We start from the raw sequence: 25,516 nt of genomic DNA on the forward strand, positions 1-25,516 counted from the left end.
TTGAGCCAATTTGGAAACTTTTTGTCGGGCGCCGCCGCTTACCTGAAATCGGGGCCGATCAGGTCGATCCGGTCGGTGCAGAAGGCGTCCACGCCCCAGTCCAGCAGTTCGCGGGCGCGCGCCGGGTCGTTGACGGTGTAGCAGAACAGGCCGAAGCCGGCGGCCTTGACCGCCCGCGCCAGCTCGAGCGTCAGGTGGCGGTGGCTGGTGTGCACCGCCACCGCCTCGACCGCGCAGGCGCGCCGTTCCCAGTCCGGGGCCAGGCGCTCGAACAGGCAGGCGCGCGCCACGCCAGGCGCCGCCTCCATCGCCGCCTCCAGCGCCTCCTGGCTGAAGGAGGACAGCAGCGGCGCGCGCCGGCGCGCCTCCAGGTCCCCGGCCAGCTCCGCGGCGAACATGGCGGCCACGGTGCGCGCCACGGTCGCGCCGGTGGCGCGCTCGAAACCGGGCGCAGGCTTGATCTCGACGTTCATCCATACGCCCTGCGCCTTGCACATGCCCGCGAACTCGACGAACAGCGGCACCGTTTCGTCACGGTGGGCGGCCGCGAACCAGCTGCCGGCATCCATCGCCGCCAGCTCGTCCGCATCGTAGTCGGACACCTGGCCGCTGCCCTTGACCGTGCGCCCCAGCACCGGGTCGTGCATCACCACCGGCACCCCGTCGCGCGCCAGCATCACATCGAATTCGATGGCCCGGAAGCCCGCTTCCATGCCGCGCCGCAGGCCGGCATAGGTGTTCTCGGGCGCCAGCGTGCCGCCGCCGCGGTGCGCCAGGATGCGCGGATAAGGCCACATGGACGACTCCTTCATGCGCTATGCCCCAGGCCGTGGCGCTGCGCCAGCCAGGCGAACAGGGTGATGTTCAGGGCCACCGTCAGGTGGAACTTCCAGCGAAAGGATTGCTTGGCGCTTTTGTGGCGCAGCCATTGTTGGGCCAACAGTCCGCCCGGCCAGCCTCCGACCAGGCCCAGCAGCAACAAGGTGGTTTCCGGGGTGCGCCAGGTCTTGGCCCGGGCCGCCGACTTGTCGAGGGCGTAGAACACGAAACAGGTCAGGCTGGTGACCAGATAGGCGGCGCCGACCAGCAGCGGCAAGTCCCAGGCCAGGGTGGCGTACAGGTAGAGGCCGGAGAACAGGATCAGGGGCAGATAAGGCATGGCCACAGCTTACGGTCCCATCTTGGGAATGTCCATATGGCAAAAAAGACAGCGTTTTCCGGCTTCACCGTTCGATAACGAACAGAGAAAAGCATGTCAAAACACCTACCCTCGACCTTCACCCTTGGAACAGGCAGGAGAAACCTCATGGCTTTTGATCTAGGAAACCTGTTGAACCAGTACCTCGGCGGCGCCCAGAATCCCCAGAGCGCGGCCGACGATTTCGAGCGCGTGGCCCAGAATGCGCCGCGCGAAACCCTGGCCCAGGGCGTGGCCGGCGCGCTGCGCTCCGACCAGACCCCGCCCTTCCCCCAGATGGTGAGCCAGCTCTTCGGCCAAAGCAACCCGAACCAGCGCGCCGGCATGCTGAACCAGCTGCTGACCACCCTCGGCCCGGCCGTGCTGGCCCAGCTCGGCAACGGCGGCCTCGGCAAGATCTTCGGCGGCGCCGCGCCCACCCAGGTGACGCCCGAGCAGGCTGCGCAGGTGACGCCGGAACAGGTGCGCGAACTGGCCGAGAAGGCCGAGCAGCAGAATCCCAGCATCATCGACCGCATGGGCGACTTCTACGCCGAGAACCCGACCCTGGTCAAGGCCATCGGCGGCGCCGCGCTGGCGATCGCGCTCGGCCACATGGCGCAGGGCATGCGTCGCCAGTAAGTAGTCACCAACAACACAGCGAGGACATCATGGGTATTCTGAGCAATATCTTCCACAAGATCTTCCCGGGCTCCGCCCCGAAACCGGCGCCGGCGCAAGCCCAGGCCCCGGCCCAGGCGCCCAAGCCCCAGGCCGCCCCGGCCCAGCCCCAGGCGCAGCCTCAGGCCCAGCCGCAAGCCCAAGCCGCCCCCGCAGCCGCCGCGCCGATGCAGCAGGTCGACGTGGAGCAGATCCTCAACGACATGCAGAAGCAGTCGGGCCAGCAGCTCAACTGGCGCACCTCGATCGTCGACCTGCTCAAGCTGCTCGGCCTGGACAGCAGCCTGGCGGCGCGCAAGGAACTGGCCGCCGAACTGCACTACACCGGCGACACCGGCGACTCGGCCACCATGAACATCTGGCTGCATCGCCAGGTCATGAACAAGCTGGCGGCCAATGGCGGAAAGGTGCCGGCCGACCTGCGCGACTGATGTCAGTCCGCCAGCGTGGTGTTGGCCGGCGTCCCGCAGGAAAAGCAGAAGCGGGCGAAGGCGCTCTTGCGCGTGTTGCAGGTGCCGCAACGGTCGAACAGGCCGATGCCGCAGTGCGGGCAGAAGTCCAGGCTGCCGTCCTTCAGGTCCACCGGCCGCTCGCAGCCGGGGCAGACGCTCTTGCCCAGCCGGGCCTGGGCCAGGTCGTAGCGCATGGTCTGGCGCCGCTCCTGGTCAGGCAGGGCCTCGGCCGCCTTCTGGCGCGCCAGGTAGGCCTGCAGCCACTTGATGGCGTAGCGGCCGACCACGAAGGTGAGCAGGATGCCGACCAGGTAGCGCACGTAGCCGCCATAGCTGGGCAGGTAGGGCACCAGCTCGAAGAAGAAGGTGAACAGGGCGAACAGGATGAAGCCCCAGGCGAAGGGCCAGTCCGGGCTCTTGCGCTTGTGCTTGAACAGCCAGCCCGCGACCAGCAGCAGCGGCAGGGTCACCGCCAGGCGGTACAGGAAGACCCGCAATTCCTTGGCGCGCTCGGCCTCGGCATAGGCCTTCTGGGCCGGTCCCTCGAGGCGGAACAGGCGGTCGTGGGCGCGCCCGGCGGCCTGGGTGGCGTCCAGCATGGCCTGCTGCTCGGCCTCGACCGCGCCCAGGGCCTTGCGCTCGGCGGCTTCGAGTTCGTCGAGTGCGCGGGTGCGGGCGATGAGTTCGGGGTCCTGCTCGGGACGCGCGGTGGCGCTGCGGGTGGCAAGCCAGTTGTCGAAGGTGGCGCGCGCCGAGCGGGTGTTCGACTGGGCCACGCCGTGCTTCTGGGTGGCCTGCTCGAGCCGTTCGCGCGCGCTCTCCTGCCTGGCCGTGGCCCCCTCCAGCTCGGCCTTGGCGGCCTTGAGCTGAGCCGGATCCATGAACTGCTCGACCGTGAGCGGCTCCTCGACATCCCAGAGGTTCTGCACGACCAGGCTGCCCAGGCCGATCAGGAAGCCGGCGAAGACGATCGCCACCAGCCACAGCGCGCGCTGCAGCCATTTTTCGGTCAGGCGCAAGCCTTTGTTCATGAGCAGGGTCCTCCAATCAAATTGAAGGCCCTACTTTGCCATGGGAAACGACCCCGGGCCAGCGGCTGGCGCAAAAGACAGCGCCGGCGCTACCTTGGGTATCGCCGGGCGCTACCCTGCCCCCGCTCAGAAGTAGGACAGGCCGAGCGCCTTCTTGACTTCGTCGGTGGTCACGGCGGCGATCTCGCGTGCACGCGCCGTGCCTTCCTTCAGGATCTGCAGCACCTGGCCGCGGTCCTTGGCGAACTCCTCGCGGCGCGCGCGGATCGGGGCCAGCAGCTCCTGCAAGATGCCTTCCAGGCGCTTCTTGACCACGCTGTCGCCCAGCCCGCCGCGGGTGTAATGGGCCTTCATCTCGGCCAGGCCTTCCTTGTCCGGGTCGAAGGCGTCGAGGTAGATGAAGGCCACGTTGCCCTCCAGGTGGCCGGGGTCGGAGACCTTCAGGTGCAGCGGGTCGGTATAGACCTGCTTGACGGCGGCGCGGATCTCGTCGGCCGAGGCGCCCAGGTTGATGGTATTGCCGAGCGACTTGCTCATCTTGGCCTTGCCGTCGATGCCGGGCAGGCGGCCGACTTCGGGCACGATGGCCTTGCACTCGACCAGGATGTCGCGGCCGGCGTTGCGGTTGAACTTGCGCACGATCTCGTTGCACTGCTCGATCATCGGGATCTGGTCTTCGCCGACCGGCACCACGCTGGCCTTGAAGGCCGTGATGTCGGCGGCCTGGCTGGCCGGATAGGTCAGGAAGCCGGCCGGGATGTCGCGCTCGAAGCCGCGCAGGACGATCTCCTGCTTGACGGTGGGATTGCGCTCCAGGCGCGCCACCGTCACCAGGTTCAGGTAGTAGAAGGTCAGCTCGGTCAGTTCCGGAATCTGGGACTGGATCAGGATGGTGGTCTTGGCCGGGTCGATCCCTACGGCAAGGTAATCGAGCGCCACCTCGACCACGTTCCGGTGTACCTTTCCGATGTCATCCATGTTGTCGGTCAGGGCCTGCGAGTCGGCCAGCATGACGAACTGGCGATAGCTGTCCTGGTAGGCGACCCGGTTGCGCAGGCTGCCGACGAAATGGCCGAGGTGCAGCGGACCGGTAGGACGGTCACCGGTCAGGATGATGGGCGTGGAGTTGGTCTGGTTCTGGCTTGGCTGGTTCATCGAGTTTTCCTGTTCTTGCCCCGATCGTCCAGCGCCAACGAAAAAACGCCACCCGAATCGAGGCGGCGTCGTTTGAAATGCACATCATTTCCCGTGGCCGCGCGCTATGAGCGGCGCCACCAGGTCGTCAAATGGAGATGTGCTTTCGGAAAGTTCATGGACCGCATGGTTGCAGGTTGGCGCGTCGCTGTCAACCGCAACCCGCGCCGTGACACGGCAGGCAAGGCTTCCCCTTCTCTTCTTTTTTCACATGGGCGCCTCGCTGGGACCACTTTGTTGTAAAACTTATAATAATTGGTGAATGTTATGGATTCAAACAAGCGCACGAACAACCCGATCCCTCCGCTGGAACTCTGGGGCGGCCTCGAATGCACGGTCAATCGCGTCCGCGACGAATATTTCAGCCAGCTCGACCGTAATGGCCATGCGGCGCGCGCCTGCGACATCGCACGCTTCGCCTCGCTCGGCATCCGCGCGATCCGCTATCCGGTGCTGTGGGAGCGCACTGCGCCGAACGGCCTGGACAGCGCCGACTGGAGCTGGCCGGACGAGCGCCTGCCCGCCCTGCGCGAGGCCGGCATCACGCCGATCGCCGGCCTGATCCACCACGGCAGCGGCCCCGAGCACACCAGCCTGGTCGATCCGGGCTTCGCCGAGCAGCTGGCCGAGTACGCGGGCGCGGTGGCGGCGCGCTATCCCTGGCTGGAGTACTACACCCCGGTCAACGAACCCTGCACCACCGCCCGCTTCGCCGGCCTGTACGGCGTGTGGTACCCGCATGGACGCGACGACCGCACTTTCGTGCAGGCCCTGCTGAACCAGTGCCGCGCCGTGGTGCTGGCCATGCGCGCCATCCGCAAGGTGAATCCGAACGCCAAGCTGGTCCAGACGGACGACCTGGGCAAGACCTACGGCACGCCCGAGATGGCACAGGTGGCCGACTTCTACAACGAGCGCCGCTGGCTGGCCTGGGACCTGCTGTGCGGCATGGTCGGCCCCGAACACCCGCTGTGGAACTACCTGCGCAAGACCGGCATCCCGGCCGAGGAATTCCTCTGGTTCCGCGACAACACCTGCCCGCCCGACATCATCGGCGTCAACTACTACGTCACCTCCGAGCGCTGGCTGGACCACCGTCCCGAGCGCTTTCCTGAGCACCACCGCGGCGTGGCCGACGGCATCCCCTGCGCCGACATCGAGGCCTCGCGCGTGCTGGCCACGCCGACCCCGGGCATCGCTCCGCTGCTGTCCGAGATCTGGGACCGCTACCGCATTCCGCTGGCCGTGACCGAAGCCCACATCGACGCCAACCGCGAAGACCAGCTGCGCTGGCTGCTCGAAATCTGGGAAGCGGCCCAGCAGTCGCAGCAGAACGGCGTGGACGTGCGCGCCGTGACGGTATGGTCGCTGCTGGGTTCCTTCGACTGGAACAGCCTGGTGACCCAGAACCGCGGCTACTACGAGCCCGGCCCCTTCGACGTGCGCTCGCCGCTGCCGCGCCCGACCGCGCTGGCGCGCATGATGCAGGAGCTGTCGTCCGGCAAGCCGCTGTCGCATCCGGTGCTGCGCGGCCAGGGCTGGTGGCGGCGCGCCGGCCGCTTCCTGTGCCACCCGCCGGTGGCCACGCCGGCCGCCCTGACCTCGATCTCGGCCGACGGCCACCGCCTGGTCGGCACCGGCGCCGCGCCCATCCTGGTGCTGGGCGCCACCGGCACCCTGGGCCGCGCCTTCGCGCGCGTCTGCCAGAAGCGCAACCTGGCCTTCCGCCTGCTGTCGCGCAAGGAGATGGACATCGCCGACCCCGACTCGGTCGAGCGCGCGCTTGCCGAGCACAAGCCCTGGGCCGTGATCAACACCTGCGGCTACGTGCGGGTGGACGAGGCCGAGAACGACGTCGAGCGCTGCCTGCGCGAGAACACGGTGGGCCCGGCGATCCTGGCCGCGGCCTGCGCGCGCCACGGCGTGCACCTGACCACCTTCTCGAGCGACCTGGTGTTCGACGGCGGCCAGGACCGGCCCTATGTCGAATCCGACCCGGTGGCGCCGCTCAACGTCTACGGCCGCAGCAAGGCCGAGGCTGAAAGCCGGGTGCTGGACCAGAACCCGGACGCGCTGGTGGTGCGCACCAGCGCCTTCTTCGGGCCCTGGGACCAGTACAACTTCGTGACCCTGGCGCTGGGCGCGCTGGAGCGCGGCGAGCCCTTCGTGGCGGCGAGCGACCTGACCATCACCCCGACCTATGTGCCGGACCTGGTGCATGCCTGCCTCGATCTCGCAATCGACCGTGAAAGCGGCATCTGGCACCTGGCCAACGGCGGCGCCCTGACCTGGGCGGAGCTGGCGCTGCAGGCGGCCGAACGGGCCGGGGTCGACGCCAGCCGGCTAGAAGCGCGGCCGGGCGCGTCCTGCGGCTTCGCGGCGGCGCGCCCGAGCTACTGCGCGCTGCACAGCGAGCGCGGGGTGCTGCTGCCCAAGCTGGACGATGCGCTCGGACGCTACCTGGAGCTGCGCGCCGGCGATCCGGCCGAGATGGAGGAGCTGGTGCTGACGGCCGAGAGCAGGCAGCCGGTGGCGGGCGGGCATCGGCAGCAGGAGGCGACCGAAGTGGGGGTGGTGCAGGCGGGGACCTGATGCCGCTTGCGGTGCGGGTTCGTGGCCTGCATGCAAACTTGGGTTCCGGCCTTCGCCGGAACGACGTTTATAGGCAGGTGGCCGAAGTGACGGAACTCGATCAGAGACCGACATAATCAACGTCGTCCCGGCGCAGGCCGGGACCCAAATTCCCCGCCGAAGCCACAAATATCCGACTAAACCCCTCCCCTATTAAACCCACAAAAAACCCTCCACGCTACAATCCCCCGGCCACCCAATAACACCACAGGCCACCCCAAGTGCAAGAGCAACACGCCTTCCCCTTCCTGCGGGAGATCATCCTCTTCCTGATCCTCTCCGGCATCCTCATCCCCACCCTGCAACGCCTGCGCATCAACCAGGTCCTCGGCTTCCTGGCCGTAGGCACCGTCGCCGGCCCCTACGGCCTGGGCCTGCTGGCCGACGACTACCCCTTGATGCGCCACTTCAGCTTCCCCAGCGGCGAAGGGGTGTCGATGCTGGCCGAGCTGGGCGTGCTGTTCCTGATGTTCATGATCGGCCTGGAGCTCTCCGCCGCCCGCCTGTGGTCGATGCGGCGCTGGGTGTTCGGCGCCGGCACCGCCCAGGTCCTCGTCAGCGCCACCCTGATCGGCGGCGCCTTGCTGCTCTACGGCCTGCCCGGCGAGTACGCCACCGTCCTCGGCCTGGTGCTCTCGCTCTCCTCCACCGCCGTGGTCATGCAGCTCATGAGCCAGCAGCAGAGCACCAACACCCCGCTCGGCCAGGCCGCCTTCGCGGTGCTGATGCTGCAGGACCTGGCCGTGGTGCCGATCCTGATCCTGATCGGCGCCCTCGGCAAGGACGCCGGCGGGGACGCGGGCGTGGCCATGCTGGCCCTGCTCACCCTGGCCAAGGCCGCCGGGGCGATCGCCCTCATCTACCTGGCCGGCGGGCGCGTGATCCATCCGCTGTTCCGCGCCTTCGCCCGCCACCGCCAGCCCGACGTGTTCATGGCCCTGATCCTGCTCTCGACCTTCGGCATCGCCGCCCTCTCGGCCGCCGCCGGCCTGTCGATGGCGCTGGGCGCGCTGATCGCCGGCCTGCTGCTGGCCGAGACCGAGTTCAAGCACGAGGTCGAGCTGATGGTCGAGCCCTTCAAGGGCCTGCTCATGGGCCTGTTCTTCATGACCGTGGGGATGAACATCGACACCCGCCAGATCCTCGAGGCGCCGCTGTGGCTGGCCGCCTTCGTGGGCGGACTGGTGCTGGTCAAGGCGCTCGTGGTCGCCCTGCTGTTTCGCATCGGCGGCCTGCCCTGGGGCCGGGCGGTCGAGGGCGGCCTGCTGCTGGGCCAGGGCGGCGAGTTCGCCTTCATCGTGATCGGCTACGCCGTCAGCACCCAGGTGCTGGACGCGGGCCTCGGGGCGCGCGTGATGCTGGCGGTCGGCCTGTCGCTCTTCATCACGCCGCTGCTGGCGCGCCTGGGCCGCATGATCGGGGAGCGCCACGACGGCGCGGCGCGCGAGCAGGCCGCCAACGCCTCCCACGCCAGCCTGGCGCAGGCGCGCGGGCGCATCATCATCGCCGGCTTCGGCCGCGTGGGCCAGCAGCTCGCCAAGCTGCTCACGGCCCAGGGCATCCCTTTCGTCGCCTTCGAGAACGACGCCAAGCTGGTGTCGAAACTCCATGCCGAAGGCGTGCCGGTCTACTTCGGCAACGCCGCCCGTCCCGAGCTGCTGCGCCGCGTGCACGCCGACGAGGCGCCCGCCATCGTCCTCACCATGGACCACCCGGCCTCGGCCCTGCAGGCGGTGCGCGGCATCCGCCGCGAATTCCCGGACGCGCGCCTGTTCGTGCGCTCACGCGACGAGAAGCATGCGCGCGCCCTGCGCCAGGCCGGGGCCAGCGTGGTGGTGCCGGAAACCCTCGAGGCCAGCCTGCAGCTGTCGGCCTTCGTGCTGGAAGCGATGGGCCTGGACGAGCGCTCCGTGGACGACATCGTCGACCACGAGCGCGAGCTGTTCGCGGCCCAGCTGCTCGACCCCAGGCCGCCCGCGGCCTGAAGCCGGCTCAAGCCGCGGCGCGCAGCGCCGCCTGCACGCCCCACCACGCCGCTTCCTCGAACACCGAATAGCCGGACAGGTCGCCGTGCGCGAACAGCACCGGTCCCTCGGCTTCGCGCAGCGCCGCCAGGCCCGCATTCTTGCGAAAGCCGGGCGCCGGAATCGCCATCGCGTGGGCGCGCAAGGTGATGTCGGCGCGCTCGACGCAGGGCGCCAAGGCCAGCCCATAGGCCGCGCGCAGGTCGCTCGCCGCCAGGTCCAGCAGCTCGCGCGGGTCGGCGTCCTGCAGCCAGCGCCGCGCCTCCTGCGGCGTGCGTCCGGACAACGCCATATAGGCCGTGAACACGGTCTTCTCGGGCGGATGCAGGCGGATGTCCTGGTGGGTCGACACCACGTAGCCCAGGCCCTTGCCGCCGTAAACCACGTTGTCCCAGGCCAGCGGCGTCTCGTCCAGCTCGCGCGGGAAGGCGCGCATCACGAAGCTGCTCACCATCCAGGGCGCGTAGGCCGGCAGGTCGCGGCGCGGGTCGAAGCCCAGCTTCCCGATGCCCTCGACGATGCGCGCGGCGACGAACAGCGGCATCGCGCACACGATGCGCCGCGCCCGCACCAGGAAGCTGCGCGGCTTGCCGCTCTCCAGCGTGAAGCACAGCGCCTCGGCCCGGTCGCCCAGCGAACGCACCGAAACCGCCGTGCCGGGGCGGCGACGCCCGGCGACGCGCGCGGCCAGCGCCTCGGCCACTGGCGCCAGGCCGCCCGGCCAGGTCAGGAGGCCGTTCTCCTCCGCGTTGGCGGCCAGGCCCAGGCGTCCGGCGAAGTAATGCACGCCGGCCCAGGCCGACACCTGCGCCAGCCCGGCGCCGTAGTCATCGCGGCAGCAGTAGTCGAGATACCAGCGCAGCGCCGGCGCGGTATAGCCTTCGCGGTCCAGCCAGGCGGCGAAGCTGATGGCGTCCAGTCCGTCGAATTCCGGGTCCTGCGAGGACAGCGCGGCCGGGAACACAAAGCTGCGCCGCCCGTCCGCGCCGCGATGGTGGCGCAGGCGCTCCATGTGGGCGAAGAACTGCCTTTCCTGGGCCAGCTCGCCGGCCGCCAGGCCCTCCTGCGGCAGCAGGCCCTCGTGCCAGCGTCCCTGGTACAGCAGGCGCTCCTGCGGGCCGTGCAGGACGAAGCGCTCGTCGTACAGCGGGCGCTCACCCAGCGCGTCCTGGCGGATCACGCCGAGGTCGGCCAGCATCTCGCGCACCTGCCTCGCTTCCCTGCCCGGCAGCGGCAGGTAGTGGGCCCCGGTCGGGCAGGCGTAGTCGCCGTAGCGGCTGCCGGCGGCGTTGCCGAAGGCTTCCGGGCCGTCGAACAGCAGGAAGTCCTGGCGGCCCATGCGGTTCAGCTGCCAGGCCGCGCTCAGGCCGGCGATGCCGGAGCCGAGGATGGCGACCTCGGTCTCGATCACGCTGGACGGCGGCGGCAACTGGGCGCGGTCGCGCAGCAGATGGCCTTCCAGCCGGCCGGGGGTACGCACCGTCGGCGTGATTTCCTGCCAGCCGAGAAAGCCGGCCGCGCCACCCAGGCCGGCCACCGCCGCCCCGCCGGCGCCGATCAGGAAGGAACGCCGGTCCATCAGCGGATCACCTGGCGCCAGTCTTCCTCGAACTCGCGCACCAGCGACTGCGAATCGAGCCGGTTCGGCTTCATCGGCAGGCGCGGCATGTCGGGCGGGAAGCTGAACATGGCGCGTGTGGTCTCGGCGTTCAGGTAGCGCAGCGGCAGGGTGTAGCGCTGCGGCGGCGTGAAGCTGCCCTGGGGCGAGGCCAGCACGAAGCCCCACTCGCCGAAGGACGGCACGTAGAGGTGGTAGGGCCAGGTCTTCAAGCCGACTTCGCGCAAGGTGGCCTCGATGGTCCAGTAGGCGTGCGGGGCGAAGAAGGGCGAAGTGGACTGGACGGCGATCATGCCGCTGGCCGCCACGTGCTTGCGCAGGATGCCGTAGAAAGGCACGGAGTACAGCTTGCCGAGCGCGAAGCTGGACGGATCGGGGAAGTCGACGATGGCCACGTCGTACATCCCGGCTTCCTTCTGCAGCCAGACCGCCGCGTCGGCGTTCACCACTTTCACCCGCTTGTCGTTGAGGGCGTTGTGATTGAGCTTGACGAGTTCCGGGCGGGTGGCGAAGGCCCCGGTCATCTGCGGATCGAGGTCGACCAGGGTGACCTCCTCCACGTTCGGATAGCGCAGCACTTCGCGCAGCGCCAGGCCGTCGCCGCCGCCCAGCACCAGCACCCGGCGCGCCCAGGGCGTGGCCTGCATGGCCGGATGGACCAGGGCCTCGTGGTAGCGGTACTCGTCGCGTGAGGAGAATTGCAGGTTGCCGTTGATGTAGAGCCGCAGGTCGTCCTTCCAGCGCGTGATCACCAGGCGCTGGTAGGGGGTGGTGGTCGAGAACACCACCTCGTCGCCGAACAGCCCGCGCTCGCCCCACTCCACCATGCGGTCGGACAGGCCGAAGCCCAGGCACAGCAGGAACAGCACCGCGCCGGCGCGCAGCGCCCGTCCGCCCAGGTTGGCCAGCTCGGCGCGGAACACGTAGAGGGTCCAGATGGCCACGCCGACGTTGAGCATCCCGAACAGGAAGCCGGTGCGCACCAGGCCCAGGTGGGGCGCCAGCACCAGCGGGAACAGCAGCGACACCGCCAGCGCGCCCAGGTAGTCGAAGGTCAGCACGCGGCTGACGATCTCGGCGAACCCGGTGCGGCGCTCGTTCAGCGCGCGCATCACCAGCGGCACCTCCATGCCGACCATGGCGCCGATCATGAACACCGTCACGTAGAGCACGGTGCGGAAAGGCGCGGCCATCCAGGTGAAGGTCATGAACAGCAGCGCGGCCGAGACGCCGCCGATCAGGCCCACCGCCAGTTCGATGTCGATGAAGCGCGCCAGCACGTCCTCGTCGCGCACGTATTTCGAGAGGTGGGCGCCGACGCCCATCGCGAACAGGTAGCAGCCGATGATGGTCGAAAACTGGAGCACCGAATCGCCCAGCAGGTAGCTCGACAAGGCGCCTGCGATCAGTTCGTAAGCCAATCCGCATGAAGCGACGACGAACACGGAAAGGATGAGAATTTTTTTGGTCATTGCTCAGGTTTTGCTCTAAGATCGCGATGCTGCCAAACAGACTATTTTCCGTGGAGAACGCCGTGCCCGCCATCCTAGCCTATCTGCTGCACCTGACAACAGCTGTCGCACTGGTCATGGGATTTTTTGTGGTCTACACGCGCGTCACGCCCTACGACGAAGTGCACCTGATCCGCGAAGGCAACGGGGCCGCCGCGCTGTCGCTGGGCGGCACCCTGCTCGGCTTCTCGGTCACGGTGGCCGCGAGCCTGATGTACACCCGCGACTATTACGAGTTCGTCGGCTGGGGCGCCTTCGCGATGCTGGTCCAGGTGCTGGTGTTCGTGGTCGCCACGCGCCTGCTGCGCATGTCCAAGGACCAGATCGAGGCCAACAACATGGCCTTCGGCGGCCTGCTCGGCGCCATCTCCCTGTCCATCGGCCTGATCAACGCCGGCAGCGTCTCCTGATCCATCCCTTCATTCCGCTCGCATACACGGAGGCTTCCATGTCCATCGGTTCTTTCATCAAGAAGCAGTTTCTCGACGTCCTGCAGTGGAACGAGGAGACCGAGGGCGTGCTCGCCTGGCGTCACCCGATGGAGGACTACGAGATCCAGAACGGCGCCACCCTGGTGGTGCGCGAATCGCAGATCGCGGTGTTCGTGGACGAAGGCCGGATCGCCGACGTGTTCGGCCCCGGCACCCACCGCCTGACCACGAATACCCTGCCGGTGCTGACCAACCTGAAGAACTGGGACAAGCTGTTCGCCTCTCCCTTCAAGTCGGACGTCTACTTCTTCAGCACCCGCGTGCAGACCGGGCGCAAATGGGGCACCACCCAGCCGGTGACGATCCGCGACAAGGACTTCGACATGATCCGGGTGCGCGCCTTCGGCATGTACTCCTACCGCATCGCCGACCCGCGCCTGTTCTTCAAGGAGATCAGCGGCACCCGCGCGGCCTACACCCGCGACGAGGTCGAGGACCAGCTGCGCGGCCTGATGCTGGCCACCATGGCCAACTCCCTGGGCGCGTCGAACATCGCCTTCCTCGACATGGCGGCCAACCAGACCCTGATGGCGCAGCAGATCCGCGGCGACCTCGCGGCCGCCTTCGCGCGCTACGGCGTCGGCCTGGACGAGTTCAACGTCACCAGCGTCAGCCTGCCGGAAGAACTGCAGGCTGCCCTCGACCAGCGCATCTCGGCCGGCATGAAGGCCAGCCTGGGCGCGGACAAGATGGGCAACTTCACCCAGTTCCAGGTGGCCAGCAGCATCCCGCTGGCGGCCCAGAACGAAGGCGGCCTGGCCGGCATCGGCGCCGGCGCGGGCGCCGGCATCGCCATCGGCCAGGCCATGGCCCAGGGCATGAGCGGCGCCTTCGCCCCGCCCCAGGCCCCGGCGGCGCAAGCAGCACCAGCAGCCCCCGCCCCGGGCGGCGAGTCGATCGAAGACCGCCTGGCCAAGCTCAATGGCCTGCTCGACAAGGGCCTGATCTCGCAGGCCGACTACGACGGCACCAAGGCCGAGCTGCTCAAGAAGCTGATCGGCTGAGGACTGCCGCCCCGATGCTGAGCGTTTCCTGCCCTTCCTGCGGCGCCCCGGTGGCCTTCCGCTCGCACGCCTCCGTGATGGCGGTGTGCGAGTACTGCCGCGCCACGGTGCACAAGGACGCCGGCGCGGTGCGCCAGCTCGGCAAGCTGTCCGAGGTGCTGGAAGACTATTCGCCAATCCAGATCGGCACCGCCGGCAAGGTGGGCGCGCGCAGCTTCACCGTGATCGGCCGCATCCAGCTGCGCTACGCGGCCGGCATGTGGAACGAGTGGTACCTGATGTACGAGGACGGCGGCAGCGGCTGGCTGGGCGATTTTTCCGGCCAGTTCACCGTCACCGCCCAGCGTCCGCTGCCGGACAAGTTTCCGCCCTTCGAGATGGCGCGCGTCGGCGCCCAGTTCGACCTCGGCTTCGGACTGGCGGTGGTGTCGGACCGGCGCGAAGCCCAGTGCGTCGGCGGCCAGGGCGAGCTGCCCTTCGACGTCGGCGACGGCTGGAGCGCGCGCGTGGTCGACCTGCGCCGCGGCCCCAGCTTCGCCACCCTCGACTACTCGGACGGCGACAAGCCCCTGCTCTACACCGGCGTCGCGGTCACCCTCGAATCCATGGGCTGCCAGCTGCTGCGCGACGACGAGGCGATCAAGGCCAGCGCGGGGCGCTACCGGGGCAAAGTCGGCGCCCTGCAATGCCCTTCCTGCGGCACGGCGATCGCCTACCTGCCGGGCATGGCGGACAAGCTGGTGTGCCAGGCCTGCGCCACCCGCATCGACGCCTCCACGCCCCAGGCCGAGGTGCTGGCGGCCGGTGAGCGCAACGACAAGGTGCCGCTCACCCTGCCGCTCGGCGCTCAGGCGAAGATCGGCAACCAGGACTACCACCTGATCGGCGCCATGAAGCGCACCGACGACGAGGGCGAGACCTGGACCGAATACCTGCTCTACGCCACCCGCGGCACCTTCTTCTGGCTGGTCGAAGCCGGCGACCAATGGTGGCGTTCGGAAGTGATGGACGAGTGGCCGGAGCCGGGCACCCCGGCCGTGCCCCATGTCTCGCTGCACAACATCCGCTACGAGAGAACGCTGGACTACGAAGCGCGCGTCACCTGGGCGGCCGGCGCCTTCAACTGGAAGGTGGCGGCCGGCGACCGGGCGCGGGTGCGCGAGTTCGAGCGCGGCATGGCCTCGCTCGCGGCCGAGAACACCCAGGACGAATTGAGCTGGTCGCGTTCGACGCCGGTCGCGGCCGACCAGGTGCGCGCCTGGTTCAAGCTGCCGGCGCCGCCGGCCGCCAAGGGAGCGGGCCTGTCCGCCTCGCTGGGCGAGCTGCAATGGCGCTTCCTGCTGTGGATCCTCGGCCTGAACGCAGTTCCGCTGATCGTCAACTTCGGCGAGACCATGATCTGGCTGCTGGCCGCGCTGTTCGCGCTGTTCATCCCGCCCAATATCGTCAAGAAGGACTGAAGCGCCCCCATGAACAAGCGTTATTTCGTCTATGCGATGGCGATTACGATCGTGACCACCATCGTCTGCTGGGTGAGCATGTTCGACTCCACCAGCTCCTCCGGCTACCGCTCGCGCGGCTACGGCGGCAGCTATTCGGGCGGTGGCCACAAGTGAGCGGCGGCGCGCACCGCCCGGCCGGCATCCATCTGCTGGCCGACCTGGCCGGCATCGACGCCGCGCTGCTGGCCGACCCCGAGGCCATCGACGCCCTGCTGCGCGAGGCCGCGCTGGCGGCCGGCGCGCGCATCCTGCACAGCCATTTCCACAGCTTCGGGACCGGCATGGGCGTGACCGGCGTGCTGCTGCTGGCCGAATCGCACATCTCGATCCACACCTGGCCCGAGCACGGCTTCGCCGCCGCCGACATCTTCATGTGCGGCGCGGCCCAGCCGCAACTGGCGCTGGAAGTCATCGAAGACGCGCTGGCGCCCGCCTCGCGCAGCCTCAAGACGGTGGCGCGCGGACAGCTATAATCGGGGTCTCCCGATTTCTCACGACACCGACATGACGCAATCCGGCACCTCCTCTTCCGCGCTTCCCAAAGCCCTGGGACACATCCGCGTGCTCGACCTGTCGCGCGTGCTGGCCGGCCCCTGGTGCTCGCAGAACCTGGCCGACCTCGGCGCCGACGTGATCAAGATCGAGCGTCCGGGCAGCGGCGACGACACCCGCGCCTGGGGTCCGCCCTATGCCAAGGACGGCGCGGGCCATGACACCGGCGAGGCGGCCTACTACCTGTCGGCCAACCGCGGCAAGCGCTCGGTGACGGTGGACATCGCGAGCAGCGAAGGCCAGGCCCTGCTGCGCGAGCTGGTCAAGCACTGCGACGTGGTGCTGGAGAATTTCAAGGTCGGGCACCTGAAGCGCTACGGCCTCGATTACGACAGTCTCAAGGCAATCAAGCCGGACCTGGTCTATTGCTCGATCACCGGCTTCGGCCAGGACGGTCCCTACGCGCACCGCGCCGGCTACGACTTCCTGATCCAGGGCATGGGCGGATTGATGTCGGTCACCGGCGAACGCGACGACCTGCCGGGCGGCGGCCCGCAGAAGGCCGGCGTGGCCCTCACCGACCTGATGACCGGCATGTACGCCACGGTAGCCGTGCTGGCCGCGCTGACCCACCGCGACCGTACGGGCGAAGGCCAGCACATCGACATGTCCCTGCTCGACACCCAGGTGGCGATGCTGGCCAACGTGGGCAGCAACTACCTCAACAGCGGCAAGCCGCCCAAGCGCTGGGGCAATGCCCACGCCAACATCGTGCCCTACCAGACCTTCGCCTGCGCCGACGGCCACATCATCGTCGCCACCGGCAACGACGGCCAATACCAGAAATTCGTGGAAGCCGGCGGCCGGCCGGAGCTGGGCAGCGACGAACGCTTCGCCACCAATCCGCTGCGCGTGCGCAACCGCGACACCCTGGTGCCGATCCTGGCCGAGATGGTGAAACAGAAGACGCGCGACGACTGGATCGCGCTGCTGGAAGAACGCGGCGTGCCCTGCGGCCCGATCAACGACCTGGCCGACGTCTTCGCCAACCCGCAGGTGGTGGCGCGCGAGGTCGCGATCGAACTGCCGCACCCGACGGCCGGCAAGGTCAAGCTGGTGCGCAGCCCGATCAGGATGTCCGCCACCCCCGCCACCAGCGACAAGGCGCCGCCCCTGCTGGGCCAGCATACCGACGAGGTGCTGCGCGAGATGCTGGGCCACAGCGAGGCGGATATCGCCGCCCTGCGCGACAAGGGCGTGCTGTAAGCCGCCCGGGCTTAATGCAGCTGGTGCTTGAGGTTCGACAGCTCGTCGTGCACCCGCATCACCACCGACTGCACCTGGGGTGAGGGCTGCGCGGTCCTGCAGATGCGCTTTGCCTCGTCGCTGAGCTGCTCGAGATGATCGATCTTCTGCACGATATCGGACTGGTCGTTCGAATTCATCACCACGGCTTGCGCGGCGTCCGACTCGTGCGCGATTTTCTGGATGCAGTCACGGATCTCCGACGGGATGCTCTGGTCGTTACGGCAGACTTCCTCCGCCTGGTTGATCACTTGCTGGACGTGGCTGAAGCGTTGCTGGATGTCGGCTGGTTGCAGCATGATGTCCTCCTGAAACGTGATGCGGAAACTCCGCGGGAGCCTTCCAGCTTAGGACGGATCCAGGGTTTATCAAGCAAATTCGCCCGCCCCTGGCCGGGACAAGCACGGTGCGTTCCTGTCAGCATTGCGCCTGCGAGGGCGGCAGGTAACGCTTGCCCAGCGCGATCTTCGCCCGCTCATGCGGGACGTGCTTGATGAAGGACGGCGCGCTGGCGTCGCCGTTGAGCACGATATAGAACTACTCGCCGTAGTCGTTGCGCGCGAAGCGCTGCACGCGGATCACGGGCGAGCCCATGTCGTCGTTCTCGTACTGCCGCGTTTCCGTCACGATTTCCGCCCTGCCGCCGTCGAAGGAAAAGCGGGGATCGGGCGCGTGCATCACCAGCTGGCGGAAATCGCGCTCCATATTGCGCCGATACACCTGACCGCGTCGCTCCGCACCGCGTGCTTGGCGTATGGACAGGACGCCAGCGGCGACGATACCGATCAAGAGGATGAGGGCGAATGGATCCATGAACGGGGAGCAAACGGTGCGGACATGCGCCGGATCCTAGCACGCCACGCCCCCGCCAATGTCCGCGCTTACTCACCACGCTGCGCGGACAGCTGCTGCGCCAGCATCTCCACGCACACCCTCACCTTGGCCGACGCGCCGAGCCGCTGCGGATACACGGCCCACACATTGGCCTCCTGCGCATACTCGGGCAGCACCCGCACCAGGGTGCCGTCGTCGAGCAGGGGCTGCACGTCCCACAGCGAACGCAGCACGATGCCCGCCCCTGCGCGCGCCCAGCGCAGCGCGATCTCGCCGTGATTGGTCGACAGCGAACCGGAGACCTTGACCGTCTCCTCCCCATGGCGCCCACGCAGGCGCCAGGTCCCGAAGGGATGGTCGCGCTCCTTGATCGGCAGGCAGTTGTGGCTGGCCAGGTCGGCCAGGGTTTTCGGTACCCCGTGGTTCGCGAGATAGGCCGGCGCCGCGCACAGCACGCGCCGGTTGTCCATCAGGCGCCGCGCGATCAGGTGAGGCGCGATCTCGTCGCCGATGCGCACGTCGAGGTCGAAGCCCTCTTCCACGATGTCGACCAGCCGGTCGAACACCTCGAAGCGGATCTGCAGGCCGGGATAACGCATCGCCAGCTGCGCGACCAGGGGAGCGACCACCTTGCGCCCGAAGCCGAAGCTGCTGCAGATGCGCACCCGCCCGGCGGGCTCGCGGCGCCGCTGCGACACCTCGTCGGCCAGGCTGTCCAGGTGGTCGAGGATGGTCTGGGCGTGGGCCAGCACCCGCTCGCCGTCCTCGGTGATCAGGATGCGGCGTGTGCTGCGCTGGAACAGCTTGACGCCCAGCCCGGCCTCCAGGATGCCGATGCGCTTGCTCACATAGGCGGGCGACATGCCCAGCTCCTGGGCCGCAGCCGCGAAGCCGCCCTTGCGCGCCACGGTGACCAGCACCCGCAGGTCTTCATTTTCGATGGGATTATTCACGGAATGTGATGTCTGAGCGAACAATAGCGACGATTATAAACGCCTTGTTTTGAGTTAAGCTGAGGGCATTCCAACACCCATCCCACTTCACCATGAAAAAGACCCATCGCATCGCCGTCCTCGCCGGAGACGGCATCGGCAAGGAAGTCATGCCCGAGGGCCTGCGCGCCCTCGAGGCCGCGGCCCGCCGCTTCGACATCGGCCTGGCCTTCGAGCATTTCGAATGGGCCAGCTGCGACTACTATCTCGCGCACGGCAAAATGATGCCGGACGACTGGTTCGAGCAGCTGCGCGGCTTCGACGCCATCTACTTCGGCGCGGTCGGCTGGCCGGCCACGGTGCCCGACCACGTCTCGCTGTGGGGTTCGCTGCTGAAGTTCCGGCGCGAGTTCGACCAGTACATCAACCTGCGCCCGGTGCGCCTGTTCGAGGGCGTGCCCTGCCCGCTGGCCGGCCGCAAGCCGGGTGACATCGATTTCTTCGTGGTGCGCGAAAACACCGAGGGCGAGTACACCAACCTGGGCGGCATCATGTTCCCCGGCACCGAGCGCGAGATGGTGATCCAGGAATCGGTGTTCACCCGCCACGGCGCCGACCGCGTTCTGCGCTATGCCTACGAGCTGGCCAAGAGCCGCGCGCGCAAGCACCTGACGGTGGCCACCAAGTCCAACGGCATCGCGATCAGCATGCCCTGGTGGGACGGACGCGCCGACGCGATCGGCAAGGCCTACCCGGAGGTCACGGTGGACAAGCAGCACATCGACATCCTCACCGCCCGCTTCGTGCTCCAGCCCGACCGCTTCGACGTGGTGGTGGCCTCCAACCTGTTCGGCGACATCCTGTCCGACCTCGGCCCGGCCTGCACCGGCACCATCGGCCTGGCGCCCTCGGGCAACCTGAACCCGGACCGCGACTTCCCCTCGCTGTTCGAGCCGGTGCACGGCTCGGCGCCCGACATCTATGGCCGCAACATCGCCAACCCGATCGCCATGATCTGGTCGGGCGCCATGATGCTCGACTTCCTCGGCGCCGGCGAGGCGCGCTACACCGAGGCCCACGACGCCATCGTGCACGCCATCGAGCGCTGCCTGGTCGAGGGCCCGCGCACGCCGGACATGGGCGGCGCGGCCAGCACCACGGACGTGGGCAAGGCGGTCGCCGCCCTGCTGGCCGGCTAAGCGGCCGGGATTGCTCCCGGGAACTCGAAAAAAAATTTGCAGATCGCTGCATCCGAACGCGCCTCTGGCGAGTAGTGCGAGGGCAAGCCGCCTTTTCCGAAGGGCGGCCCCTTTTGACCCACTACTACGGAGCAGCCATCATGACCAGACAGCAGACCTTCCGACTCGTCCTCGCCGCCTCGCTCGCGCTTCCCCTCGCCGCCTGCGGGGGCGACGATGACGACCACCACGAGATGCCGCCGCCGGCCCAGCCGGCGCCGACCACGCCGCCGATGAGCGCGGGCGACCTGTTCATCCTCACGGCGGGCAACCGGCTGGTCTCGGTGAACCGCGACGCGCCGGGCACGGTGCGCACCAACATGCCGGTCACCGGCCTGCAGAGCGGCGAGAACCTGGTCGGCATCGACTTCCGCCCGGCTGACGGCATGCTGTACGCGGTGGCCTCGACCGGCCGCCTGTACACGATCGACACCGCCAGCGGCGCGGCCACCCTCAAGTCCACCCTGAGCGCGGACGCCGCCGACACCACGGCCCCCTTCACCAGCCTGTCCGGCGCCGACTTCGGGGTCGACTTCAACCCGGCCGCGGACCGCCTGCGCGTGGTCAGCAACACCGGCCAGAGCCTGCGCATCAACGTCGACACCGGCGCCACGACCACCGACGGCAACATCAACGGCGGCGCCGCCAACAGCGCCATCACCGCCTCGGCCTATACCAATTCCTTCGCCGGCACCGCGAGCACGACCCTGTTCGGCATCGACACCGCGAACGACACCCTGTACGTACAGAACCCGCCCAACAACGGCACCCTGGCCACGCCGGTGACCCTGGGCGTGGATGCCGGCAGCGCCAACGGCTTCGACATCGACGCCCGCAACAACAGCGGCTACCTGGTGGCCACGGTGTCCGGCGCGCGCAACCTGTACAGCGTGAACCTGGCCGCCACCAGCGGCGCGGCCACCCTGGTGGGCGCGCTGGGCGTCAGCGAAGACCTGCGCGGGATCGCCCTGCGCCCGGCCCAGGCGCCCGTGGTGCTGGGCCTGACAGACGACAACCGCCTGGTGAGCTTCAAGCCGGCCACCCCGAACACCATCGACGCCAGCAACGCGGTCAGCGGCTTGAACGGCGGCGAGACCCTGGTCGGCATCGACGTGCGCCCGAAGGACGGCATGCTCTACGGCCTGACCTCGGCCGCGCGCATCGTCACCATCGACCCGGCGACCGGCGCGGCCACCTTCAAGGCCAGCCTGAGCGCCGACGCCAGCGACACCAGCGCACCCTACACCGCGCTGGCCGGCGCCGCCTTCGCGGTCGACTTCAACCCGGTGGCCGACCGCCTGCGCGTGATCTCGAACACCGGCCAGAGCCTGCGCATCAACCCGGACACCGGCGCCACCATCACCGACGGCGCGATCAACCGCGCCTCCGGCCCGGCCAGCGTCGCGGCCGCAGCCTACACCAACAGCATCCCGGGTGCGGCCACCACCCAGCTGTTCGACCTGGACGACACGGCCGACGTGCTGGCGCTGCAGAATCCGCCGAACGACGGCACCCTGACCAACGTGGGCATGCTGGGGCTGGACATCGCCGGGGACAATGCGCTGGATATCGCGGGCGGCGCCAACGGCATGGTGCTGGCGGCCCTGCGCACCACGGCCGGCGGCCCGAGCACGCTGTACCGCGTCGACCTGGCCACCGGCGCCGCGACGCCGGTCAACGGCGCCGCCACCCCGGCGACTTCGAACGTCGGCAACAACCTCGGCCTGCGCGACCTCGCGGTCTGGATCAGGTGATGAAGGCGGGCGGCGGCCGGATCAGCTCATGAAGGCCGCCGCTCAGCCCATCTTGACCGCGCGGCCGATGTAGAGGATCGGGCCGGTCGGACGGCCGATCGGCGAACCGGTGCGCGGTTCGAGGGTGATCTCGAACAGCTGGTTCGGCTCCACCGGCGGCAGCTTGTCGAGCTTGACCTCGACCGCCTGCCCCGGCTTGACCAGGCCCAGCGACACCGGCCCGCTCCAGCCGTCGGCCTTGGTCCAGAGCTGGAGGGCGCGCTCGTCCGGCACCACGGTGGACACCAGCGGCTCGAGGCGCAGCGTGTCCTGGTCGACCATCTTGAGCACCCATCCCGGCGCCGCGTTCTGCGGCGCCGCCAGCACCACCATGTAGCGCGGCGCCTCGACCTGCTGCAGGCGCAGGCCCACCACCACGGCCATGATGGCGGCGGCCGCGAAGCCGCCGGCGGCCAGTCCGCGCCACAGGCCCAGGCTTTCCCACCAGCGTGGGCGCCGCGCGCGCGGCGCGCTTGCCTGCGCCGGCGTCACGCTGTGCGCGATGCGTTCCCACAGGCGCGGTGGAGGCGCCACCGGCTCCACCAGCTGGTTCAGGGGCAGCAGGCGGCTTTCCCAGAAGCCGACGGCGGCGACCAGGGCCGGGTCATCCGCCAGGGCCTGCTCGACCTCGCGCCGCTCGGCGGCGTCCAGGGTGCCGAGCACGTATTCGCCGGCCAGCTCGAAGGGGTCGCGGTTCGGATTCATACCATGCACTCCCTCAGCGCGCTCAGTCCGCGCTTGATCCAGGCCTTCACCGTGCCCAGCGGCGACTTGAGACGGGCGGCGATCTCGCTGTGCGAGAAGCCCTCGACGTAGGCGAACAAAATGCTGTTGCGCTTGCCCGCATCGAGCCGCTCCAGGCAGTCGCGCAGCCGGCCCAGCTCTTCGCGCAGCTCGAAGGCCTCGAGCACGCCCTCGCTGCGGCGCTCGGCGTCGAGGTCGTCGAGCGCCTCCTCGTCCAGTCCCACTTCGCGCGCGCCGTCGCGGATCGCATCCAGCGCGCCATGGCGCACCACGGTGTAGATCCAGCCGCGCCCCGATCCGCGCGCCGGGTCGAAGCTCGCGGCCCGGGTCCAGATGTTGACGAAGGCGTCGTGCAGCACGTCCTCGGCGCGCTGGCGTTCGCGCACGATGCGCAGCGCCACGCCGAACAGGCGCGCGCTTTCCTGGTCATACAGGCGGCGCAGGGCCTGGCGCTCGCCACGGGCGATGGCGCTCAGCGCGGCCTCATAGTCGAAGGTCTCGGGTGCGGTCGTCACGGGGTCCGTTCTGGGTTGGGATTGGCCGGCGTGGCAGGATCAACAAGCTGGTCGATTATATAAGACGGGCCGCGCGCCGCCGCGTCGGCGGCGACAAAAAAATCAAGCCTGGAAATTCTGAAGAGCGTCCCCATCTCCTGTGGCAGACGCAGGACGACAGCGCCTGCGCCCGACGCCCGGCACCTGGCAGATAGCCTTGGCCGTGGCGCCCTTGCAAGAATGGCAGCCCTGCCACCGAGCCAGCCGTGACGCTGGCTCGTTCGTTTTCCCGCCGGCCCGCGCAGCGCGCCCGCCCGGCACGTTCCACCGTCACATCCGCCCGCCCTGCGCACTCGCGCCGGCCGCGGCATTCGTTAATTAACCGGAGAACCCATCATGGCAAAAGAAGAACTGATTGAAATGCATGGCGTCGTGTCCGAAGTCCTGCCCGATTCGCGCTTTCGGGTCGCTTGCGACAATGGCCACGAACTGATCGCCTACACCTCCGGCAGGATGCGCAAGAACCACATCCGCATCATCGCCGGCGACGCGGTCAGCCTGGAGATGTCGCCCTACGACCTGAAGAAGGGACGCATCACCTTCCGCCACCTGGCCAAGGGCAACGCCCCTGCCCGTCCCGCCAACCGCGGCGAGCGCCGCTAATCGCCCCCGGGCGCGTGCTGCGCCCGGAACTGCCTGCGGTAGGCCGAGGGCGAGGTGTGCAGCACCGCGCGGAAGTGCTGGCGCAGGGAGAGCGCGCTGCCGAAGCCCGCTTCGTCCGCGATCACCTCGACCGCGGCGTCGCTGCGCTCCAGCATGCGCTGGGCCTGGGCCAGGCGCTGGGCCAGTAGCCACTGCTTGAAGGAGGTCCCGGTGGCCTGCCGGAAGTGGCGCGTGAAGTGGCGCCGGCTCATGGCGGCGCGTTCGGCCAGCGCATCCAGGCTGTGGGCCAGCGACAGGTTGCGCGTCACCCACTCCAGCACCTCGGCGAAGCGTCCGTCGCTCGGGCTCACCGGCAGCGGGCGCTCGATGAACTGGGCCTGCCCGCCCTGGCGGTGCGGGGCCACCAGCAGCCGGCGCGCCACCCGGTTGGCCAGGTCCGCCCCGCGCAGCGCGCGCAGCAGATACAGGCAGCAATCCAGTCCCGCCGCCACCCCGCCCGAGGTCAGCACCTGGCCTTCGTCCACGTACAGCTTTTCCGGGTCGACCTTCACCTTGGGGTAGCGCGCGTGCAGCGCATCCGCGTAGGCCCAGTGGGTGGTGGCGGTCTTCCCGTCCAGCAGGCCCGCCTGCGCCATCGGGAAGGCGCCCAGGCACAGGCCGACCACGCGCGCGCCCTGGCCGGCGGCGCGGCGCAAGGCGTCCAGCAGCGCCGGCGGCGCAGGCCGGCAGTCGTCGTGCCAGGTCGGCATGATGACGATGTCGGCGCCGTCGACCGCGTCCAGGCCGTGGTCCGCCGCGATCGAGAAGCCGGCCGAGGTGGCAAGCGGCGCGCCGCCCTCGGCGCATACCAGCACCTCGAAGCCGCCCGCCTCCTCCGGCACGGCGCCGAACACCACGCCCGGCACCGACAGGTGGAAGGGCGTGATGCCGTCGAAGGCGATGACGGCGATGCGTACCGGTGAGGGAGACTTGGCCATGATGGCCCGATTCTATCGCAGATTGACCTTCGGGCCACTGTCGGGCTGCCGGCACGGGGCGCAGAATGCATCCCATACCAACCCAAGGAGGACAGCACCATGAGCACCACCCCGCGCCGCGCCCTGGTCGTCATCGACGTCCAGAACGAATATTTCGACGGCGGCCTGCCGATCGCCTATCCGCCGGTCAGCCAGTCCCTGCCCAACATCCTGCGCGCCATGGGCGCCGCACGCGAGCACGGCATCCCCGTGATCGTGGTCCAGCACGAGACGCCGCCGGGAGCCCCAGTGTTCGCCAGGGGTTCGCACGGCTGGGAACTGCATCCCGAGATCGCCGCCCAGCCGGCCGACCACCGCATCGACAAGACCATGGCCAGCGTGTTTACCGGCACCGGCCTGCGCGAGTGGCTGGCCGCGCGCGGGATCGACACCCTGGTCATCGCCGGCTACATGACCCAGAACTGCGACGCCGCCACCGCCTACGCCGCCGCCCATGACGGCCTGAAGGTCGAATTCCTGTCCGACGCCAGCGGCGTGCCGGCCTACGAGAACGCCGCCGGCAAGGCCAGCGCCGAGGAGATCCACCGCGTGTTCAGCGTGGTCTTCCATTCCAACTTCGCGGCGGTGAGCACCACCGAGGCCTGGATCGGCGCCGTCAAGGATGGCGTCGCGCTGGAAGTGGACAACGTCTACCTGTCGGCCCAGCGCGCGCTGCGCGGCTAGGACGC

26 protein-coding genes are annotated in these 25,516 nt (G+C 68.9%); 14 read left to right on the forward strand and 12 right to left on the reverse strand.

Annotation, left to right across the window (positions count from 1 at the left end):
• Positions 1-38: 38 nt before the first annotated feature.
• Together ugpQ and B0920_RS11525 are read right to left on the reverse strand one after the other, a co-directional pair.
• Positions 39-797 (reverse strand): glycerophosphodiester phosphodiesterase, encoded by a 759-nt coding sequence (ugpQ, locus tag B0920_RS11520; RefSeq protein ID WP_078032629.1) that lies wholly within the window; start codon positions 795-797, stop codon positions 39-41.
• A gap of 11 nt (positions 798-808) precedes the next feature.
• Complete coding sequence (locus tag B0920_RS11525; protein WP_078032630.1) at positions 809-1,159, reverse strand: DUF1294 domain-containing protein; 351 nt, start codon at positions 1,157-1,159, stop codon at positions 809-811.
• A gap of 171 nt (positions 1,160-1,330) precedes the next feature.
• Between B0920_RS11525 and B0920_RS11530 the strand changes: the two genes are divergently transcribed.
• Entirely contained in the window at positions 1,331-1,819 is a 489-nt protein-coding gene (locus tag B0920_RS11530) for a hypothetical protein (protein ID WP_078032631.1), read from the forward strand.
• A gap of 29 nt (positions 1,820-1,848) precedes the next feature.
• Positions 1,849-2,289 carry a DUF3597 domain-containing protein gene (locus B0920_RS11535; protein WP_078032632.1) on the forward strand — a complete coding sequence of 147 codons (441 nt, stop codon included), beginning with the start codon at positions 1,849-1,851 and terminating at the stop codon, positions 2,287-2,289.
• A 2-nt stretch (positions 2,290-2,291) separates the two neighbouring features.
• Here the strand turns inward: B0920_RS11535 and B0920_RS11540 are convergent, their stop codons facing one another.
• Entirely contained in the window at positions 2,292-3,341 is a 1,050-nt protein-coding gene (locus B0920_RS11540) for a serine endopeptidase (RefSeq protein ID WP_078032633.1), read from the reverse strand.
• 126 nt (positions 3,342-3,467) lie between these two features.
• The gene (trpS, locus tag B0920_RS11545; RefSeq protein WP_078032634.1) at positions 3,468-4,496 is read right to left on the reverse strand and encodes a tryptophan--tRNA ligase; all 1,029 of its coding nucleotides are present in this window, start codon (positions 4,494-4,496) and stop codon (positions 3,468-3,470) included.
• 306 nt (positions 4,497-4,802) lie between these two features.
• On the opposite strand from trpS, the gene B0920_RS11550 reads away from it, so the two are divergent.
• Complete coding sequence (locus B0920_RS11550) at positions 4,803-7,127, forward strand: family 1 glycosylhydrolase (protein ID WP_078032635.1); 2,325 nt, start codon at positions 4,803-4,805, stop codon at positions 7,125-7,127.
• 260 nt (positions 7,128-7,387) lie between these two features.
• Positions 7,388-9,151 carry a cation:proton antiporter gene (locus B0920_RS11555; RefSeq protein ID WP_078032636.1) on the forward strand — a complete coding sequence of 588 codons (1,764 nt, stop codon included), beginning with the start codon at positions 7,388-7,390 and terminating at the stop codon, positions 9,149-9,151.
• A 7-nt stretch (positions 9,152-9,158) separates the two neighbouring features.
• On the opposite strand, the gene B0920_RS11560 is transcribed toward B0920_RS11555, so the two are convergent.
• On the reverse strand, positions 9,159-10,769 hold the full coding sequence (locus B0920_RS11560) for an FAD-dependent oxidoreductase (RefSeq protein ID WP_078032637.1): 1,611 nt from the start codon (positions 10,767-10,769) through the stop codon (positions 9,159-9,161).
• Positions 10,769-12,280, reverse strand: a complete 1,512-nt coding sequence (locus B0920_RS11565; RefSeq protein WP_078032638.1) for a polyamine aminopropyltransferase — start codon at positions 12,278-12,280, stop codon at positions 10,769-10,771. Before B0920_RS11565 ends, B0920_RS11560 begins: the two co-directional genes overlap by 1 nt.
• Positions 12,281-12,342: 62 nt before the next feature.
• Between B0920_RS11565 and B0920_RS11570 the strand changes: the two genes are divergently transcribed.
• From B0920_RS11570 to B0920_RS11590, 6 genes are read left to right on the forward strand one after another with little or no spacing between them, the layout of a single operon-like run.
• Positions 12,343-12,729, forward strand: coding sequence for a DUF350 domain-containing protein (locus B0920_RS11570; RefSeq protein ID WP_373887883.1), 387 nt, complete (start codon positions 12,343-12,345; stop codon positions 12,727-12,729).
• 38 nt (positions 12,730-12,767) lie between these two features.
• Positions 12,768-13,814 (forward strand): SPFH domain-containing protein, encoded by a 1,047-nt coding sequence (locus B0920_RS11575; protein WP_078032640.1) that lies wholly within the window; start codon positions 12,768-12,770, stop codon positions 13,812-13,814.
• Positions 13,815-13,828: 14 nt separating this feature from the next.
• The gene (locus B0920_RS11580) at positions 13,829-15,274 is read left to right on the forward strand and encodes a DUF4178 domain-containing protein (RefSeq protein WP_229455388.1); all 1,446 of its coding nucleotides are present in this window, start codon (positions 13,829-13,831) and stop codon (positions 15,272-15,274) included.
• Between the two features lie 9 nt (positions 15,275-15,283).
• Positions 15,284-15,430, forward strand: coding sequence for a hypothetical protein (locus tag B0920_RS25955; protein ID WP_179119144.1), 147 nt, complete (start codon positions 15,284-15,286; stop codon positions 15,428-15,430).
• Positions 15,427-15,789 carry an adenosylmethionine decarboxylase gene (gene speD / locus B0920_RS11585; RefSeq protein WP_078032641.1) on the forward strand — a complete coding sequence of 121 codons (363 nt, stop codon included), beginning with the start codon at positions 15,427-15,429 and terminating at the stop codon, positions 15,787-15,789. Before B0920_RS25955 ends, speD begins: the two co-directional genes overlap by 4 nt.
• 31 nt (positions 15,790-15,820) lie before the next feature.
• The gene (locus B0920_RS11590; RefSeq protein ID WP_078032642.1) at positions 15,821-17,074 is read left to right on the forward strand and encodes a CaiB/BaiF CoA-transferase family protein; all 1,254 of its coding nucleotides are present in this window, start codon (positions 15,821-15,823) and stop codon (positions 17,072-17,074) included.
• Between the two features lie 11 nt (positions 17,075-17,085).
• Here B0920_RS11590 and B0920_RS11595 read toward each other — a convergent pair whose 3' ends face one another.
• The 3 genes from B0920_RS11595 to B0920_RS11600 form a co-directional block, all read right to left on the reverse strand.
• Positions 17,086-17,412 carry a hypothetical protein gene (locus B0920_RS11595; protein ID WP_078032643.1) on the reverse strand — a complete coding sequence of 109 codons (327 nt, stop codon included), beginning with the start codon at positions 17,410-17,412 and terminating at the stop codon, positions 17,086-17,088.
• A gap of 238 nt (positions 17,413-17,650) precedes the next feature.
• Complete coding sequence (locus B0920_RS25600) at positions 17,651-17,926, reverse strand: hypothetical protein (RefSeq protein WP_143745713.1); 276 nt, start codon at positions 17,924-17,926, stop codon at positions 17,651-17,653.
• Between the two features lie 68 nt (positions 17,927-17,994).
• On the reverse strand, positions 17,995-18,900 hold the full coding sequence (locus B0920_RS11600) for a LysR substrate-binding domain-containing protein (protein WP_078032644.1): 906 nt from the start codon (positions 18,898-18,900) through the stop codon (positions 17,995-17,997).
• A gap of 92 nt (positions 18,901-18,992) precedes the next feature.
• Between B0920_RS11600 and B0920_RS11605 the strand changes: the two genes are divergently transcribed.
• Positions 18,993-20,078 carry a tartrate dehydrogenase gene (locus tag B0920_RS11605; RefSeq protein WP_078032645.1) on the forward strand — a complete coding sequence of 362 codons (1,086 nt, stop codon included), beginning with the start codon at positions 18,993-18,995 and terminating at the stop codon, positions 20,076-20,078.
• 140 nt (positions 20,079-20,218) lie between these two features.
• Positions 20,219-21,871 carry a DUF4394 domain-containing protein gene (locus B0920_RS11610; RefSeq protein ID WP_078032646.1) on the forward strand — a complete coding sequence of 551 codons (1,653 nt, stop codon included), beginning with the start codon at positions 20,219-20,221 and terminating at the stop codon, positions 21,869-21,871.
• Between the two features lie 42 nt (positions 21,872-21,913).
• Here B0920_RS11610 and B0920_RS11615 read toward each other — a convergent pair whose 3' ends face one another.
• Entirely contained in the window at positions 21,914-22,615 is a 702-nt protein-coding gene (locus B0920_RS11615) for an anti-sigma factor domain-containing protein (RefSeq protein WP_078032647.1), read from the reverse strand.
• On the reverse strand, positions 22,612-23,169 hold the full coding sequence (locus B0920_RS11620) for a sigma-70 family RNA polymerase sigma factor (RefSeq protein WP_078032648.1): 558 nt from the start codon (positions 23,167-23,169) through the stop codon (positions 22,612-22,614). Before B0920_RS11620 ends, B0920_RS11615 begins: the two co-directional genes overlap by 4 nt.
• A 375-nt stretch (positions 23,170-23,544) precedes the next feature.
• Between B0920_RS11620 and infA the strand changes: the two genes are divergently transcribed.
• Positions 23,545-23,811 (forward strand): translation initiation factor IF-1, encoded by a 267-nt coding sequence (infA, locus tag B0920_RS11625; RefSeq protein WP_078032649.1) that lies wholly within the window; start codon positions 23,545-23,547, stop codon positions 23,809-23,811.
• Here infA and B0920_RS11630 read toward each other — a convergent pair.
• Entirely contained in the window at positions 23,808-24,788 is a 981-nt protein-coding gene (locus tag B0920_RS11630) for a GlxA family transcriptional regulator (RefSeq protein ID WP_078032650.1), read from the reverse strand. The genes infA and B0920_RS11630 overlap by 4 nt on opposite strands.
• Positions 24,789-24,887: 99 nt before the next feature.
• Here B0920_RS11630 and B0920_RS11635 point away from each other — a divergent pair, with 99 nt between their 5' ends.
• Positions 24,888-25,511: a cysteine hydrolase family protein gene (locus tag B0920_RS11635; protein ID WP_078032651.1), complete on the forward strand. Its 624-nt coding sequence runs from the start codon at positions 24,888-24,890 to the stop codon at positions 25,509-25,511.
• Positions 25,512-25,516: the final 5 nt, after the last annotated feature.

Origin of the sequence: Massilia sp. KIM (assembly GCF_002007115.1) — a bacterium.
Lineage (GTDB): Bacteria > Pseudomonadota > Gammaproteobacteria > Burkholderiales > Burkholderiaceae_D > Telluria.